The following is a 16,266-nucleotide window of genomic DNA, read 5'->3' as shown; positions in this document are numbered from 1 at the left end:
GCATTGCTACAATAGTGTAATCCGCCAGTTCAATAAATAGAAAATATTTATTTTCACACCAAGAGGAAGGTGAAAGGTATGACAACACAAGTCCCCGTTCAGAGCTCCTATCTTTCAGGGAAAATCGTCATGGTGACCGGAGCCGGGTCAGGCATAGGGGCCGGTATTGCCCGGCGGTTCTCAGCCGCCGGTGCCGATGTGGTGGTATGCGATCTACACCAGGTTGAAGCTACCTGTGAGTACATCGTCAATACAGGTCGAAGGGCATTCCCCGTAACATGTGATGTATCAAATCCAAAACAGGTAACCGAATCCTTCGAAAAAATCACCCGTGAATTTGGTGTACCCGATGCACTCGTAAATAATGCCGGTATTTATCCTAACGCCAGCGTGTTGAAAATGACACCAGAGGAATGGGATCAAACCATCAATATTGATCTTAAGTCTGTTTTTCTGTGCACCCAGGCAGCCGCCCGCTTAATGATAAAGGCAGGCAAAGGTGGGGCGATTGTTAACATTGGTTCTATTGATGCCACCAATCCGCTGGCTGACCATAGTCATTATTCCGCCGCGAAAGCGGGTGTCATTGCTTTTACAAAAGCCGCTGCCCAGGAACTGGGACCGCATGGCATTCGCGTAAATTCTGTTTCTCCCGGCTTGATCAATCGCCCGGGGTTGGAAACTGCCTGGCCTGATGGATACAACCGTTTCATGCGCCGCACGCCCCTGGGCCGCCTGGGCGAACCTGAAGACATTGCCGATGCCTGTATTTTTCTGACAGGTGAATCAGCCCGCTGGATCACCGGTACCAACCTGATCGTTGATGGCGGCGTTCAGGCCTGCCCGCTCTTTTGAACCTGGTCAGATCAGGTAAAACAGCATGGCCGGATTGGATCGCAGTGTAAGAAACAGCATTCTGGCAAACAGGCAAACCCTGTCACATTCAGAGCGCAAAGTGGCAGAGTATGTCCTCGCGCATCCGCTCGAAGTATTGCGCATGTCTCTGCTGGAAATTGCCATTGCATCGGATGTCAGTGATGCCACGGTGGTACGGTTTATCCGTGCCATCGGATTTGAAAACCTGAACGAGATGAAGATCACACTGGCAGCCGATACAGCCCACCCGGCAGAAGAAATTTTTAACCAGATTACGGATGATTCCGATTCGAAGGGGATTATCCAACAAATATTCTTTTCCAATATTCGCCTGCTTCAAGACACACTGCAAACACTAAAAACCGAATCGGTTTTGAAAGCGCTGGATATCATCAATTCTTCCGCCAGCTTATCGGTTTACGCCGTAGGGTCGTCTGCCCCTCTGGCTGGCATATTTTTCAATCGGCTGTTCCGGCTGGGGTATAGAGTCAACGCGGTGACCGATGCCTATGAACAAGTAATGCAGGCATCTATTTTGAAGAATACAGATTGCGTCATTGGCATTTCCCGAACCGGCACCCCCCTGACATTGGTAGAAGCCGTCAGGCAGGCAAAAATGAGCGGCGCCAGGGTGGTCGCCATCACCGGCAATCCAGCTTCACCGTTGGCTGAGGCGGCAGACGTCACCCTGACCTGCGCAACGCGTGATTTGCATCCTGATTTATATGAATCCCCGGTTGCTCTGATGACCATCATCGATGTGATTTATACCGGCCTTGAAATTCATGACCGCGCAAATACCAGCCGAAATCAGATGAAAATCTGGAATGCTCTTTCTAAAATGCATATGCCGGCAGGAGATAATGACATTGGATGAATTTAATAAGAAGTTCGAATACAATTACCTACTGTTTGAAAAATGGAGAAAACATGACCGACAAAGCTTATATTCAAAAATTGATGGATTATTTTAAATTTGAACCTCTGCCGGTTGAGGGCGGGTGGTATAAGCAAACCTATAAGAGTCCTGATCTATTACCCGAAAATGTGTTACCGGCAGGAAGTGTCGGTCCGCATCCCATGGGGACAGGCATTTTATATTTTTACACCGATGATCCTGATTGTTTCTCCGCCATTCACCGTCTGCCCATCGATGAGACCTACCATTTCTATATGGGCGATCCAGTGGAAATGTTGCTGCTTTATCCCGACGGAAAAAGTCAACGTATTATCCTTGGGCATGATGTCTTAAACGGACAGAAAGTGCAATTTACCGTCCCGCACGGTGTCTGGCAGAGTTCACATCTGCTGCCGGGTGGTCAATTCGCCCTGGCCGGCACAACCATGTCACCCGGTTACGCTGACAGCGATTACGAAGGCGGCGAACAACAGGACATGATCCGCCGGTATCCGCAGGAAGCCGATCTTATCCGCTCATTGACCCGCCCCGGTGCACCTTTGCGAACGGTTTGATGTTTCTGCATATTTTCAGGCCTCCTGATTTTCTATATCAGGAGGTTTTTTTAATTTTCTGCGAAGTTTCCCAGGCTCGCCACCCCCGAGTACACTCATATACGGTGAAAATCAGAATAGAGAGAATACCAACAATGGTCCCCGCTATCGCGGCATCACCCGCTCTATGGAAAATCAGGGCAGAAACAGCCATGGCGGTCATAAAAAAACCTCCAAAAAATCCCGTCCAAAGAATTGTGAAAAAATCCCAAACAACTCCTGTCAGAATTCCATTTTCTGTTTGATCGGATTTCTGATAGACTGCATCTGTTATGAAAAAAACGGAAAATAATGCTATCGCAAAACCCAATAAAAGCAAGATGGCAGGCATCCCCCGGTTTTTTATGAGCCTTTCCAGGCTCGAGACCCTTGGTGATGCCATTTTTGCCTTCTCACTCACCCTGCTGGCCTTCGACCTGAAAATACCCGAAATTGGCCAGGGCAATCTGGGGCAAAGTCTGTATGCTCTTCTGCCAAAAGTGGTGATCTTTGTATTCACCTTTCTGGTGGTTGCCCAGCAATGGGATGTCCACCAGCGTACCATACGGTATATCACCAACGCAGACGGCACATTCATCTGGCTCAACCTTCTCTCGCTGATGTTCATTGTGCTGCTGCCCACATCGGCCGATATTCTCGGCAAATATCCACTCGATCCACTGGCGCTGGCAATCTTTGGGGGAAATCTGGCCATGTTCAGTTTGATCTCATGGTACGAATGGCGTTATGCATCGGGGAACGGGCATCTGATTGTTGAAAATATGGAACCAGAGGTTGTCAGGATGATCGGCAACCTGTGGTTATCTACTCCCATCATAATCGGCATCTCCATACCAATCAGTTTTCTAAGCGTTTATCCGGTCTATGCCATCTGGCTGCTCATGCCAATACTTTCGTACACATTCAGCATCCGAACGGTTCACAGGCTCAGAGCAAAGACCGGAAAACAGGAACAAGCCTGAATGGCTGAAACAAAATTCAGGCGCGCATCAGATGAACCGCCAGACAGTCAAGGTCCGGCCTTTCAACGTTTCCTCGAAAGCATGAAGATTGATTTCTACAAATGGCATGACGGTATTGGATATGATCTGGATGCATTTAATGAAATGAATCGAAGCGAGCTGAAACAGGTGGAAGATCTGTTGATCTCACGGAAAGACAGTGACTGGCGTGATGTGGAAGCCCTGGCTGCCCTGAACACTCCCTTTGCCGTTCAGGCTCTTCGAGACTGTCTTCAAAGTCATAATCTGGAATGCCGGTTGTTCGCCGCAAAGTTCTTGAAAGAAATGGGTATTGAAGATCAGGTTGAAGAGGTTGTAATACAGACTCTGCCAGATACAAAAATTGGAAATGGTTTAACCTTTGCCCTCAGCCTGGCCAAAACCTACCCCACCGAAGCAATCCGCCGGTGTATTCTTTCAACGGCTCTGACCGGCAATGATGATGTCCGTGTCCATTGTGCCGCCATGTCGCTATTTCTTTATGGTAAAGCCAAATCAGATTTCGATCCTGACAATACGATCATTTATGATTTCCATGAAAAAGATCTGGCCATCCGCATGAAGCATTTCATTGAATTGTGCCGTCTGGTCGGCGTTAATCCGTCGGCCATTTTGACACAACTCCAGGTCAAACCCGGCAACCTTAATCAAATCTGAACGTATACAGAAATATGGAAAAACGGAGGAGTATATGAGATTGCTTCGCCGAACTCTGGGAATTCTGGTATTGGCCGCTGGATCACTGGGTATTTTGTTGGGACTGGCGGGAATCGTCGGGTTATGGTTAGTCAGGCCGAAGGTGGTCACATCTGTCCTATATGTTACAGATACATTACGATCGAATCTGGATGTCAGTAGTAACACCCTGACGCTTGCCGGTGAAACCCTGGACGCTTCCATTCAAAGTGTGGATTCCCTGAAAAACGTTCTGGATAACACCATTGAGGTTGTCGCTGATACCCAACCCGTCCTCGACAACCTCAATAGTCTGATGAAAGACACTCTTCCATCCGCCTTCCAGGCAGCCGATGATTCTCTGAAAGCGGCACAATCGGCAGCGGTCTCGCTGGAAGGCGCCATACATTCCCTCGATTCGTTTCAATCCATGCTTGGGAATGTCCCTTTGCTTAAAACGTTTCTTCCGGCACCACAGCCTCCCTATAATCCAGAAAAAACACTGGCTGAATCTCTGGGCAATCTATCAACGAATATTAAAAGCATGCCGTCTGCGTTTGAGGATGTATCCATAAACATCGGCCGGACGGATGACAACCTGACAGAAATCAAAGATAATTTTCAGGCAATCAAAGATAATGCCGAAAAGATTTCAGATAGCCTGAAAACCTATAAAGGTATGCTGGCCGAATCGCAGGCATCCATGCAACAAACGAAATGGCTGCTTGAAGACTTCTCTCAGAATGTTGAAAAAGCTGTGACCATAACGTTTAGCATCTTAAGCGTATTCTTCTTCTGTGTACTGATGTCACAGGTAGTAGTTCTTAAACAGGGTTGGGAAATGCTTCATAATTAATCCCGAAAACATTGATCCTGATAAATCATTTCTTAATTAACCCGTTGGAGGCTGCATGGCATTTACACTCGACACAATGATCGGAACTATTCTGGATGATCCAAAAGCGAAAGAAATCATTGAACAATATACTCCCCGTGCCTATTCTGATCCGATGGTGGGTATGATCCGCGGTATGACGATTAACAATGTTCTGGCCATGCCTCAGGCTGCCCTGATGGGAATCAATCGCGAAAAAGCAGAAAAATTGCTGGCAGAATTAAACAGTCGGATGGGATAAACCTCAAACATTAGAATTTTGTTAAAACAGCTCATCAATATTGACGAACCATTGGAATTGTCTATAGTATGAACTATCTCACCATTCTCTTCGACAGGTCAATTTGACCGTGGGGCGGGGGAGAAAATGAAAGAAAAAGGAGAAATCTCATGAAATTCAGCGCACCCAAAGTTGTAACCTGGTGGATCTCGGTTATTCTCGGCATTTTGGCTTTATTAGGCGCTTTCAACGTCGTTCCGGCCATCTCAGCATTCGCCATCTGGCTTGCCATCGTCGGCCTGGCCCTTCTGGCTATCGCCACAATTACAAAGGGATTGTAGTTCGTCTATTCTTCCTTACAAAAAAAGACTTCCGGGTGAGCCCCGCCCGGGAGTCATTTTGTTTAATTAATGGGGTATTGGTAATAATCCTTCTGACATCCATCATGGATGATTTGGGTTGGGCAGATTTCAGCCTGATGGCTGTTGAATTTGGTGCGTTGGTTTTGTTGCTCAAAGATCGTGATTGGTATTCCAGGTAAACAGACACAATTTGTTTTGCAGGCTCAAATGTTCCTACAACTCAATAAAAAATTTTTCGTATTTATATAAACTGGAAATTCTGCCAGTAAATCCCCAGAAAAGAGTCAATTTGTCGATCATGAATTTACCAATCCAACATCATTCTTTATGGAAGAGTATCCTGCTGCATCTACTTCCTGGAGCCCTGATCACACTGTTGTATTTCATATCAGGTCCATTTTTGATCAAAGCCGGCTTTCCGGTACTCATGCCCATTCTACTGGCCATTCTCGTTGTATTGGTCCCCTTTGAATTGGGTTATTTATTTATTCAGGGAAAGAAACAAAACGGGCAGTTTTCTCTGAACAATATTGTGTTGAATCGCGAACCCATCCCGGTCTGGCAATATTTTGTTTTCGTTCCGCTGTTGATCTGCTGGTGCGGGTTGTTTTTTGTTACCCTCGGTCCCCTTGACTCTTATTTAATCCAGCATTTCTTTTCCTGGCTCCCAACCTGGTCAATTGTTTCGCAATCAGCCGAAATTCTGGCTCAATATCCTTCATCCGTTCTGTGGACAACCGTCATCGCAGGTTTTGTGTTGAACGGGTTTGCCGGTCCAATTGTGGAAGAACTCTATTTTAGGGGATACCTGCTCCCGCGCATTCCTGTCTCAACAACGTGGGCGCCATTGATCAACGTTTTACTTTTTTCCCTTTACCATTTCTTTTCCCCCTGGCAAAATATCACCCGGATTTTAGCCCTGATCCCTATGGTATATGTTGTTTCGCGGAAGAAGAATATTTATCTGGGGATAATCACGCATTGCAGTGTGAATATCATCGGAATGCTGCCTTTGCTTGCGCTGCTGGCCTCTCATTGATTTTTTCCATGATTAATTGGTACGTCCCGAAACTATTAATATTGGGTTTCGGGACGTTTTTCTACCATGTTCCAGGCTCAGTACCTTACTGAACCCAACTGACCGAGTATTCCATCAATTTCCCCGTTTTTTCAATACCCGGGTCTTCCACCTGCCACCGGCCGGTCAACCCCGCCTCGCGGGCAGCCAGTTCAAAGTGAGACATGGCAATACCCATATCCAGGCGCTGCAGGTCGGCAATTCCCGTGATTGCCGGCACCACCATTTCCCGATAGCTCCGGGTACGCTGAAGGTAAAAATGCCAGTTGTTGCCCGCTTTGACTACCCGCCAGGGCTGGTAATTCTTGGCAGACGGTGCCAACCGGACCATTTCAAGCGGAAAAGCAAAATCTCCAACCTCTGAATACGTCAATGGATGGGTGAAATTGCCAGAAAAGAATAATTTTTCTGGATCGAACCGCTTGCGAGACATGTCAATCTGTTCCCGGGTTTTCTCCAAATCGGGTCGTCCAATGGAGACCACAGCCGGAAGAATTTCATCTTTTCTGACAGCCATCCTTTTTGAGAATGTGCTTCGGGTAAAAGAGCCTCCCAACCAGCAAGTTCCCAGGCCAAGGTCGGCTGCCTTAAGGATGAGCAATTCCATCTGATAACCAAAATCTTCAAGGTTTTTTTCCCCATCAACCGTTGCCCCAATTATGAATCCGCTTGGTTGTTTTATGACGCCATATGTGCCGAGCCCATGCAATGGATTTTCGGTTTTCCCATCCATGGCCGTCAGTTGATACCTGCATGGACTCTTAAATGGTCCTTGCGGCAGATTGACAATGAAAGTCTCCAATTCCACCCGGGTCGTTTCAGACATCAGTTCCTCCGAATAGATCCGGCAGGAATATCGTTTATGGACTACATCCCTAAAAGATTGCGAGAATTCCATAATAACCCCTTGAAATGACCAGATTTAAGACGAAAAATGAAAAAATCATGGAAACCATATCAAGAACGTAAAAGGAGGACTTTTTCTGCCAGGTTTATAATATCACCTCAAGGATCAATCCAATGCCCTCCAATCATCCCTTATTCATGTACTAGTGCCGTTATCGGTGCGGGTTTTTGCCCGTCATCAGACCTGTTTTTTGATTCATGATTGGAGTAACAATATGTTCAACGAATTATCCCGCATTGTTTCACGTCCGGAACCATATGAATTTTACACGGCAGCAGACCTCTGGACGGATGAATACACATCTCAACAAATGCTGGCCTGCCATCTGGACGATTCAACCGACCTATCTTCACGCCGGTTCAGCTTTATAGACCAATCTGTTGATTGGATCATCCGGTATTTTGACCTTCAACCGGGCGACTCTGTGGCAGATTTTGGCTGTGGACCGGGGCATTACACATCACGGCTTGCCAGGAAGAATATGAACGTGACCGGGATTGATTTCTCACAACGGTCCATCGACTATGCCCGGAAAGCTGCTGAAAAAGAAGGTCTTACCACCCGGTATATTACGCAGAATTATCTTGAATATCAATCTTCAGATTATTACAACCTCATCATGATGATCTATTGCGATTTCTGTGCGCTCAGTCCGGAGCAACGATCCATCATGCTCAAGAAGTTCTCTCATCATTTGAAAACCGGGGGGCATGTTTTGCTGGATGCATACACATTAAACGCTTATCACAACCGGGAAGAATCATCCCGATTTGAACGCAATCTTCTCTATGGTTTTTGGTCTCCCAATGAGTATTTTGGTTTCCTAAATGTTTTTAAATATGATCAGGAAAAAGTCATACTGGATAAATACACGATCATCGAAGCTGATCGTACCCGCACCATATATAATTGGCTGCAGTATTTCAGCATTCCCGAAATCAAGAAGGAATTTTCAGATAACGGACTGGAAATTGAATGTGTTCTTAACGATGTGGCTGGCACTCCCTTTTCTGATGATTCGTTTGAAATGGCCGTGATAGCCGTACAGAAGTAGAAAATTTTCCCGGATGGAGGCATCTGTATTAGAAGTTGTGTCACCCTCATGTAAGAAATCACTATAATGATTCGGTATGGTTTTTTAACAGGCATGGGAGTGACGCCAGGATGAATACCAACGACTACAGCGGGATATCAGATCTGTACGATATCTATGTTCCGGCGGAATTTGATATTGACTTCTTTCTGCAGGAAACGAAAGAAATCAATGGGCCGGTTCTGGAATTGATGGCGGGGACGGGAAGAGTATCGCTTCCGTTAATTGAAGCCGGGGTTGACCTGACATGCGAAGACAGCTCACCAGAAATGTTGGCGATCCTGGATGAAAAACTGAGATCCCGCAATCTACAGGCTCATTTGGTTAGTGAAGATGTTTGTTCCATAGACTTCAAAGGAAAATTCGATGCGGTGATCATCCCCTTTAATTCTTTCGCCCACCTCACCACTGTAGATCAACAGAAGATGGCGTTAATCCGCATACACGATTCCCTGATCCCGGGAGGAGTGTTCATTTGCACCCTGAGCAATCCCCAGATCAGACGTCAGCAAATAGATGGCAATCTGCGTTTATTTCGAAAGTACAGTCTGCCGGAAACCGGAGGCTCACTCCTTCTCTGGCTGCTGGAAAAATTCCAATCCGGTAACCCGCAGGTGGTGGAAACATCCGAATTCTTTGAAGAATATGACCGAATGGGAAATCTACTTCGGAAGCGTTACATGGAATTGCACTTCCGCCTGTCAGAACGAGAAGAATTTGAGGCACTGGCAGCTTCTGCCGGTTTTGAAATAACCACCTTTTATGGCAATTTTGATCGTACCCCTTTTGAAAGCATGATAAGCCAGCATATGATCTGGAAATTCAAAGCAGCCTGATGAGATAAATCAATCCTTCTCATGATACTGTTTGGGCGGATTATTCGTATATGGAATAGATAAAAGAGGAGAGAAAATCATGGATATTGATATTCAATTTCGTCCGTCTTACTCACTGGCGGTTGTGAAACTGGCCCCGTCTGAACGCGTTCGCGCCGATTCCGGTGCCATGGTCAGTCATTCTGCCGGTGTTGAAGTAGAGACAAAGGCGGAAGGCGGGTTGTTGAAATCACTTGGCCGGGCTGTTCTGGGTGGAGAATCATTCTTTCAGAACTTCTGGAAAGCCGGTCCGCAGGGCGGCGAAGTGACACTCGCCCCCGACCTGCCTGGCGATATCACCTGTATCACCATGAGCGGCACGTCCCTGTTGATTCAATCGGGATCCTACCTGGCGTCCGAAGATGGCATTGATATTTCCGGGAAACTTAGTGGAAAGGCATTTTTATCAGGTGAAGGTTTTTCCATGCTTGAAGCAACAGGCAGTGGAAAAATTCTGGTTTCTTCTTACGGAGCGATTTACGAAAAGGAACTTTCTTCGGGTGAAAGATACATTGTTGATACAACGCATCTTGTAGCGTTTGATGGAAATATCGGGGTCACCACAAAATCCGTTGGCGGGTTGAAATCGACATTTCTATCAGGTGAAGGATTGGTGGTGGAACTGACCGGCCCCGGCCGGATCTACATGCAAACCCGTTCTCCGCAAGCCCTCATCAGTTGGATCATTCCCCAGGTGCCATCGAAGAGCAGTTAATCTGATGTTATAAGCCACCTAAAGGGCTGTCTTGGAAAATGGAGACGGCTCTTTTTATTACATTTGGGCAGTTGGAACCACGCCGAGCACGGTAGGGGCGGACGGCCGTCCGCTCCTACGAGACATGAAGTACTCCTGATTACGTTTTACCATTCAGGGGAAAAGGTAAAACACTTGAATATAGCCTCCGCGGATAAAAAGATATTCGGCGCTGGATGCTTTTTCCTCACGTGTGGGTGGATAATCCCGAGTCAGGTACGGTAGGGGCGGACGGCCGTCCGCTCCTACGAGACATGAAGTACTCCTGATTACGTCATGCAATTCAGAGGAAACGGTAAAGCACGCGAATATTATCTACACGGATAAAAGATATTCGGCGCTGGATGTTTTTTCCTCACGAGTGTGGGTAGATAATCCCGAGTCAGGTACGGTAGGGGCGGACGGTCGTCCGCTCCTACGATTTGAAGTAACAGGCGCTTTTTTTAGATAGCCAGGAAGATGCAAAAAGATTTAGACTTTATAATCAGAAAATCTTCTGAATGATATAAACATATTGAGGTGGGTATGAATCAAATGAGAAAAACTGTGTTTATCACCGGGGCTTCCAGCGGTATTGGGCTTGAATCTGCCCGTTACTTTGCATCAAAGGGATGGAATGTGGTGGCCACTATGAGAAATCCCGAAAAACGGCAGACACCCCTTCATAAGGATGGGCAATGCGAATTGCTCCATCTGGATGTACTGGATGAGAATTCTATCCAGAGTGCGGTTACCCACACGATAGATAAATATCAAACCATTGATGTGCTGGTGAATAATGCCGGATATGCTGTTTACGGCCCATTTGAAGCAACCACCCCGGAACAGATCAACCGTGAATTTGACACGAATGTTTTTGGTTTGATGTCAGTCACGCGTGCGTTTCTCCCTGCTTTTCGAAAGCAGAGAATGGGAACCATCATTAATATAGCCTCTATGGGCGGACGAAACGGGTTTCCTCTTTACTCCATTTATAACAGCACCAAATTCGCCGTCGAAGGTTTTTCAGAAGCGTTGGCCTTTGAATTAAAACCGTTGAATATCAAGGTACGCATTATTGAACCGGGGGTGATCAAAACCGATTTCTATGACCGGTCCATGGATCATGCTCCTGAATCAAATCTTAATGGAGATTATGGCGATATCCTCCGCCGGGGGAAAAAGAGCACCAATCCATCATTCATCGAGAGAGGTTCAGAACCGGCGGCGGTAGCGAAGGTCATCTATCAGGCTGCCATTGAAAAGGGATGGAGACTTCGGTACCCGGTAGGTACCGATGCAATGATGGTCAATATGGCCCGCTGGCTTCTTCCTGATAATCTCTTTTACAGGATTATTGAAAAAAGTACTCTCGAACAGGATTAATCAGATTTGGATGGTTTTATGGAAACAATAACCTGGACTGATTTTGAAAAAGTGGAACTCCGAATTGGAACCATTATCGATGTGCAGGATTTCCCTGAAGCCCGCAAACCCGCTTACAAATTGACCATTGATTTTGGAGAAGAGATCGGTATTCGAAAATCAAGTGCCCAGATCACCCGTTTGTATACCAGAGATACTCTACTTGGCAAACAGGTGTTAGCCGTGGTGAATTTCGCTCCCAAACAGGTAGGACCGTTTATGTCAGAATGCCTGGTGACTGGATTTCACCGTGATGATGGTGCCGTAGTTCTGGCAGCACCTGATGCACCAATTCCCAACGGAACAAAGTTGTTATAAAACCAAATCACTCTGACTGTTGTTGTTTTTGCAAGATGGTTTTCTCTCCAGTTTTCTTATTTTTCCAATAAGATTATTTTTATATAAATTTAAAGAAATAATAATTACGTTACAACATTAGAAACGTATTAAACTGCGTTTTGACCAGTAAAAAAATGAAGAATATCACATAGGGATTCATACAGAAAGTATTAAAATTATGTTAGAGAAAGGTAAGATTTCTCCCTTTTGTATCATCCCCTGAAAAGTAAAATACATACATAGAAGCGTTCATCACGATGAATGCCAGGTGGGGAAATGGCTTGCAACCCCTATTGGATTTCAGGGGGCATTTTCATGATCACACTTCCAACCGGTGTGATTAATATAATTCATTGGCGCCTTCTGCGCCGGGAGGGACATAGTAATGAGTATTATCTTCATTGTGTTGGGTGGATCGGTGATTTTTTATCTCGCCTATATCACCTATGGCAAATTCGTTGCCACTAAAGTTTACGAACTCGATGACAAAAGAGTAACACCCGCTGTAGAAATGGAAGATGGTCTGGATTATGAGCCCATCGAATCGAAGTTTCTGCTTGGTCAGCACTTCTCCGCCATCGCCGCTGCCGGACCTGTGACCGGCCCTATTCTGGCAGGTATTGCCTACGGGTGGGTCCCTGCGTTGATCTGGATCCTCCTGGGATCCATTTTCATTGGCGGCGTGCATGATATGGGCGCGTTGATGGCTTCCGTTCGGAATAAAGGCCGCTCCATCACTGAGACTGTGCGTGTTCATGTCTCCAAAAGTGCCTGGGTTCTGTTCAATCTGTTCATTTTCTTTGCCCTGGTTCTGGTCATTGTGGCTTTCACAGATGTCACCAGCTCATCTTTTGTGAACGTGGTTGAACTGGCCAATGGAGAAACAGTAGGTGGCGGCGCCATTGCTTCATCTTCCATTATGTACCTGATCCTGCCGATCATCATGGGTTTCCTGCTGCGCTACACCAAGCTCAGCCTGAAATGGGCGACGATCATCTTTTTACCGCTGGTCGGTGTGGCAATCTGGGCTGGCAAATATATCCCCGTGACCATATCTGGGATTGGTGATCTGTCACCGCAAAAAGTCTGGAACCTGATCATCATGGTCTACTGCATCATAGCGGCTATCGTTCCAGTTTGGGCTCTGCTTCAACCCCGCGGCCATCTGGGCGGTTACTTCATGTATGCCTCTGTAATCGTTGCGGCCATTGGTATTATTTTTGGCGGTTTCACGATTAAATACCCCGCCTTCACCAAGGCTTTCGGTGGAAATGACTTCTGGACTCCGATGATGCCAATGCTCTTCATCACCGTAGCCTGCGGTGCCTGTTCCGGTTTCCATGCCCTGGTTGGATCTGGTACCACTTCCAAACAATTGAAGAAAGAATCAGATGCCAAGATCATCGGTTACGGTGCCATGCTTCTTGAAGGTGTGGTTGCCTTGATTGCCTTATCTACCGTCATGATCCTGGCCAAAGACAATGAACTGCTGAAGAAATCCCCGAACTTTGTGTACGCCTCCGGTATCGGCGCCTTCATGCAGTTGATTGGTGTCAGCCCTGCTTTCGGTATCTCCTTCGGTTTGATGGCCTTCACGACCTTCGTGTATGACACCCTGGATATCTGCGTCCGCCTCGGCCGCTTCATTATTCAGGAACTCACCGGTTGGAAAGGTTGGTTTGGCCGCATTCTCTCAACAGCCATTATGGGTGGTCTGCCGGTCTTCTTAATGACTGTCAATATGACCGATGCAGAAGGGAAGCCCGTGGCTGCCTGGAGTATCTTCTGGAAAACATTCGGCGCTTCCAACCAGCTGCTGGCCGCTCTGGCCCTGATTGGCATCACTATCTGGCTGGTCAACACGGCCAAGAACAAAAAAGCCTGGCTGGTCACCTTCCTGCCTGCTGTCTTCATGTTCATCATGAGCACCTGGGCTTTGATCAACATGTTCATCCAGTACACCACCAAAGATGGCGCCTGGATCGGCTTCCCCGCCGGTGCGAACATCATCATCCCGATCACCTGTGCAATCTACGTTATTCTGGCAGTCTGGATGGCTGTGGAAACAATCAACGCCTTCAACAAATCTCACAAGGGCGGCGCCGGTACTGTTGTTGCTGAAAAAGCCTGATCCGTAGATTTTCCGTAATCCAAAAGAACCTGCCTTACATATCGGCAGGTTCTTTTTTTGATAATCAGTGTTTTAATGGTATTGAGAATTGCCCGTTCTGAGATTTTGTTTATACTTACCTGTAGATAGACAAAAAGGATTTTTTATGAGGGAGTGTCTTTGATGAAGTCGTCTATTCGTCTATTTTCATTTTTGATAATTATTGCCACAATTCTGGCCTGTAATTTCAATACCACATTATTGACACCGAGAACCCCCGTAACTGCCGTTCCCATTCCTTCTGCGGCAGCAGCAGAGATGACGGCCACTCCATCTGCAGGAGAAGGTGCTCCTGCAGAACAAGCCACAGAGAATGTTGAAGACGAAGATACAGATAATGTTCTTGATCCATGCTCACTGATCACGGCAGCAGAGGCGGAAGCAATCCTGGGCGAACCAGTTTCACCGGCAAAAGTACTGAATGGGTCCTGTGTATTTACCAATGCAAAAGATGGTATTTATTCTTTGAACGTTGCCACCGCGCAGAAAACCGATACATACTACATCCTGCAGAGTCAGGCCACGCTGCTGGGATTATCTGGAATTAACATCGATTCGGCCACATTGGATAAATTCAAAGCCATGGCACTTTCCACTGATTTTAAAGGATTCTTCACTGAACTCGTGCTTACCGCTAAGGGGTCAACGATCATGAATGCCCGGCTTTATAAGGGTGGCGGAAACGACCTGACCTATTGGGCATGGATCAAAGCGGCTCCCCGCCAACAGGGAGCCTATGTCGCGGTCAGAGGAGATACCCTTGTAAATATCAATATTGTGACCAGCGAAACCCAGAAGGAAGCTGACACGTTAAAAGCCATCAACGACCTGTCTGGTTCAATTTTCCGGAAACTTCCGAAAGAGTTCGATTCAGGACAACCCACACCATCCACATCATTCCTGATGCAACAAACTTCACCAACAGAGGAATTGGTATCATCATCCACACCTATGCCGGCCAATACCTCATCAACCGCCCCGACAGTCGTGTCAGATGGAAAAGCGGCTCCTACATTAATAGCACCGCCTGATGGAACTGTGAGTGATAATTTTCCACGCACATTAACGCTCACCTGGTCGCCTGTACCGGGCGCTGCCAGCTATCTTGTCGAGATCATGGCCTGCAGCAATTCCAACCCCAATGAGTGTTTCTCTCATCCGATGATCGAACAGACAACCCGAGAAACCACGACCACCAGTTATACCTTTAACTTCATCGGGGCTCAACCCGGCAAGTGGCGGGTTACTCCTATGGACGCCAACCGCAAATTGGGAACTCCGTCCGTCTGGTGGACGTTTAAGTATACAAAATAGCTGTCGCTCAAATTTTCGATGTGTTCAACAAGCTTCCCGGACAAAGTCGGGAAGTTTGTTTATCTTTGATTAATTCCCTTTTAACAAAGATTCGGCCGTCTGTTTCAATAACTGTAAATGGATTAGCGGAAGTAGTGAGTTTATATTCTCCAGACAGTTCTGTACGGCTCGGGTCTGCTCTTCAACAGGGGCATTTTCAATCATCATCGGCTGGCGGATATACAGATCAAAAGCCGTTTTTTCAATGCGCGTGATTTCCACTAATTTTTGTACTACTTCGTGCGCCACGGCCAAGGGAATACCCGCATCAAGGAAGTATTTCACAAACCGACAAATCGTTAAACAATAAGAAGGGAACAGATTGGGATCATCCGCGCTGGGGCTGATGATTTTCAGATTCACAAAATCTTTCACCAGGTCTTTGTCAAGGCCGATGCCTGTTATTTGCTCCAGGGTTACCGTGCTCTCGTTACTTTCATACGGTAAAAGAGTATTGATCCGGTTCAGAACATTCAATACGATTTCAGGAGCAGGCTCTTTTTCATCATTCATCAATTGTTTGATTTCTAATAAAGAAAAACCTGATCTTTTTAATAATCTGACCCTCTCCAATTTTCTAATGAACTCATCATCGTAATACGCCATATTTCGGGCGGATTTTTGCGGGAATGGGAGGATTCCTTCCCGAATGTAAAAATTAATCGTAGCTCGCGTGAAATTGGTGAGTTTCTCTAATTCACGCATTGGGATTTTCTTCTTGGCAGATTTATTTTCGTCTTTCATAAAACCTT

19 protein-coding genes are annotated in these 16,266 nt (G+C 46.5%); 17 read left to right on the top strand and 2 right to left on the bottom strand.

What is annotated here, in order from left to right; genetic code table 11:
- Positions 1-78: 78 nt before the first annotated feature.
- The 10 genes from LTAR_RS08130 to LTAR_RS08090 all read left to right on the top strand — a co-directional run bounded on the left by LTAR_RS08130 (position 79) and on the right by LTAR_RS08090 (position 6,580).
- Positions 79-855 (top strand): SDR family NAD(P)-dependent oxidoreductase, encoded by a 777-nt coding sequence (locus LTAR_RS08130; protein ID WP_062421701.1) that lies wholly within the window; start codon positions 79-81, stop codon positions 853-855.
- Between the two features lie 25 nt (positions 856-880).
- Positions 881-1,753, top strand: a complete 873-nt coding sequence (locus LTAR_RS08125) for a MurR/RpiR family transcriptional regulator (RefSeq protein WP_062421700.1) — start codon at positions 881-883, stop codon at positions 1,751-1,753.
- Positions 1,754-1,806: 53 nt separating this feature from the next.
- Entirely contained in the window at positions 1,807-2,349 is a 543-nt protein-coding gene (locus LTAR_RS08120) for a cupin domain-containing protein (protein ID WP_062421699.1), read from the top strand.
- A gap of 311 nt (positions 2,350-2,660) precedes the next feature.
- Entirely contained in the window at positions 2,661-3,350 is a 690-nt protein-coding gene (locus tag LTAR_RS08110) for a TMEM175 family protein (RefSeq protein ID WP_081419890.1), read from the top strand.
- Positions 3,351-4,046 (top strand): HEAT repeat domain-containing protein, encoded by a 696-nt coding sequence (locus tag LTAR_RS08105; protein WP_062421696.1) that lies wholly within the window; start codon positions 3,351-3,353, stop codon positions 4,044-4,046.
- 34 nt (positions 4,047-4,080) lie between these two features.
- Complete coding sequence (locus LTAR_RS08100; RefSeq protein ID WP_062421695.1) at positions 4,081-4,920, top strand: hypothetical protein; 840 nt, start codon at positions 4,081-4,083, stop codon at positions 4,918-4,920.
- A gap of 55 nt (positions 4,921-4,975) precedes the next feature.
- Positions 4,976-5,200 carry a hypothetical protein gene (locus LTAR_RS08095; RefSeq protein ID WP_062421694.1) on the top strand — a complete coding sequence of 75 codons (225 nt, stop codon included), beginning with the start codon at positions 4,976-4,978 and terminating at the stop codon, positions 5,198-5,200.
- 149 nt (positions 5,201-5,349) lie between these two features.
- Positions 5,350-5,520, top strand: coding sequence for a hypothetical protein (locus LTAR_RS17135; protein ID WP_158423411.1), 171 nt, complete (start codon positions 5,350-5,352; stop codon positions 5,518-5,520).
- 77 nt (positions 5,521-5,597) lie between these two features.
- Positions 5,598-5,720 (top strand): hypothetical protein, encoded by a 123-nt coding sequence (locus LTAR_RS17500; protein ID WP_269079265.1) that lies wholly within the window; start codon positions 5,598-5,600, stop codon positions 5,718-5,720.
- 119 nt (positions 5,721-5,839) lie between these two features.
- Positions 5,840-6,580 carry a CPBP family intramembrane glutamic endopeptidase gene (locus tag LTAR_RS08090; RefSeq protein WP_062421693.1) on the top strand — a complete coding sequence of 247 codons (741 nt, stop codon included), beginning with the start codon at positions 5,840-5,842 and terminating at the stop codon, positions 6,578-6,580.
- Positions 6,581-6,665: 85 nt separating this feature from the next.
- Here the strand turns inward: LTAR_RS08090 and LTAR_RS08085 are convergent, their stop codons facing one another.
- A complete protein-coding gene (locus LTAR_RS08085; RefSeq protein ID WP_081419889.1) occupies positions 6,666-7,517 on the bottom strand; it encodes a nitroreductase family protein in 852 nt (283 codons plus the stop codon).
- A 223-nt stretch (positions 7,518-7,740) separates the two neighbouring features.
- On the opposite strand from LTAR_RS08085, the gene LTAR_RS08080 reads away from it, so the two are divergent.
- From LTAR_RS08080 to LTAR_RS08050, 7 genes are all read left to right on the top strand, one after another.
- Positions 7,741-8,580 carry an SAM-dependent methyltransferase gene (locus LTAR_RS08080; RefSeq protein WP_062421691.1) on the top strand — a complete coding sequence of 280 codons (840 nt, stop codon included), beginning with the start codon at positions 7,741-7,743 and terminating at the stop codon, positions 8,578-8,580.
- Positions 8,581-8,690: 110 nt separating this feature from the next.
- Positions 8,691-9,455 carry a class I SAM-dependent methyltransferase gene (locus LTAR_RS08075; protein WP_062421690.1) on the top strand — a complete coding sequence of 255 codons (765 nt, stop codon included), beginning with the start codon at positions 8,691-8,693 and terminating at the stop codon, positions 9,453-9,455.
- A gap of 79 nt (positions 9,456-9,534) precedes the next feature.
- A complete protein-coding gene (locus LTAR_RS08070) occupies positions 9,535-10,209 on the top strand; it encodes a TIGR00266 family protein (protein ID WP_062421689.1) in 675 nt (224 codons plus the stop codon).
- Positions 10,210-10,773: 564 nt separating this feature from the next.
- A complete protein-coding gene (locus LTAR_RS08065; protein ID WP_201775959.1) occupies positions 10,774-11,613 on the top strand; it encodes an SDR family oxidoreductase in 840 nt (279 codons plus the stop codon).
- 18 nt (positions 11,614-11,631) lie between these two features.
- Complete coding sequence (locus LTAR_RS08060) at positions 11,632-11,970, top strand: tRNA-binding protein (RefSeq protein ID WP_062421688.1); 339 nt, start codon at positions 11,632-11,634, stop codon at positions 11,968-11,970.
- Positions 11,971-12,376: 406 nt separating this feature from the next.
- On the top strand, positions 12,377-14,122 hold the full coding sequence (locus LTAR_RS08055; protein WP_062421687.1) for a carbon starvation CstA family protein: 1,746 nt from the start codon (positions 12,377-12,379) through the stop codon (positions 14,120-14,122).
- Positions 14,123-14,284: 162 nt separating this feature from the next.
- Positions 14,285-15,475, top strand: a complete 1,191-nt coding sequence (locus tag LTAR_RS08050; protein ID WP_062421686.1) for a DUF3558 domain-containing protein — start codon at positions 14,285-14,287, stop codon at positions 15,473-15,475.
- 69 nt (positions 15,476-15,544) lie between these two features.
- Here the strand turns inward: LTAR_RS08050 and LTAR_RS08045 are convergent, their stop codons facing one another.
- On the bottom strand, positions 15,545-16,258 hold the full coding sequence (locus LTAR_RS08045; protein ID WP_062421685.1) for a MerR family transcriptional regulator: 714 nt from the start codon (positions 16,256-16,258) through the stop codon (positions 15,545-15,547).
- Between the last annotated feature and the right edge of the window lie 8 nt (positions 16,259-16,266).

The sequence above is a fragment of the Leptolinea tardivitalis genome (assembly GCF_001050275.1).
GTDB classification, from domain to species: Bacteria; Chloroflexota; Anaerolineae; order Anaerolineales; family Anaerolineaceae; genus Leptolinea; species Leptolinea tardivitalis.
The sequence above is the reverse complement of the archived record's forward strand: the minus strand, read 5'-3'. Positions and strand labels throughout refer to the sequence as shown.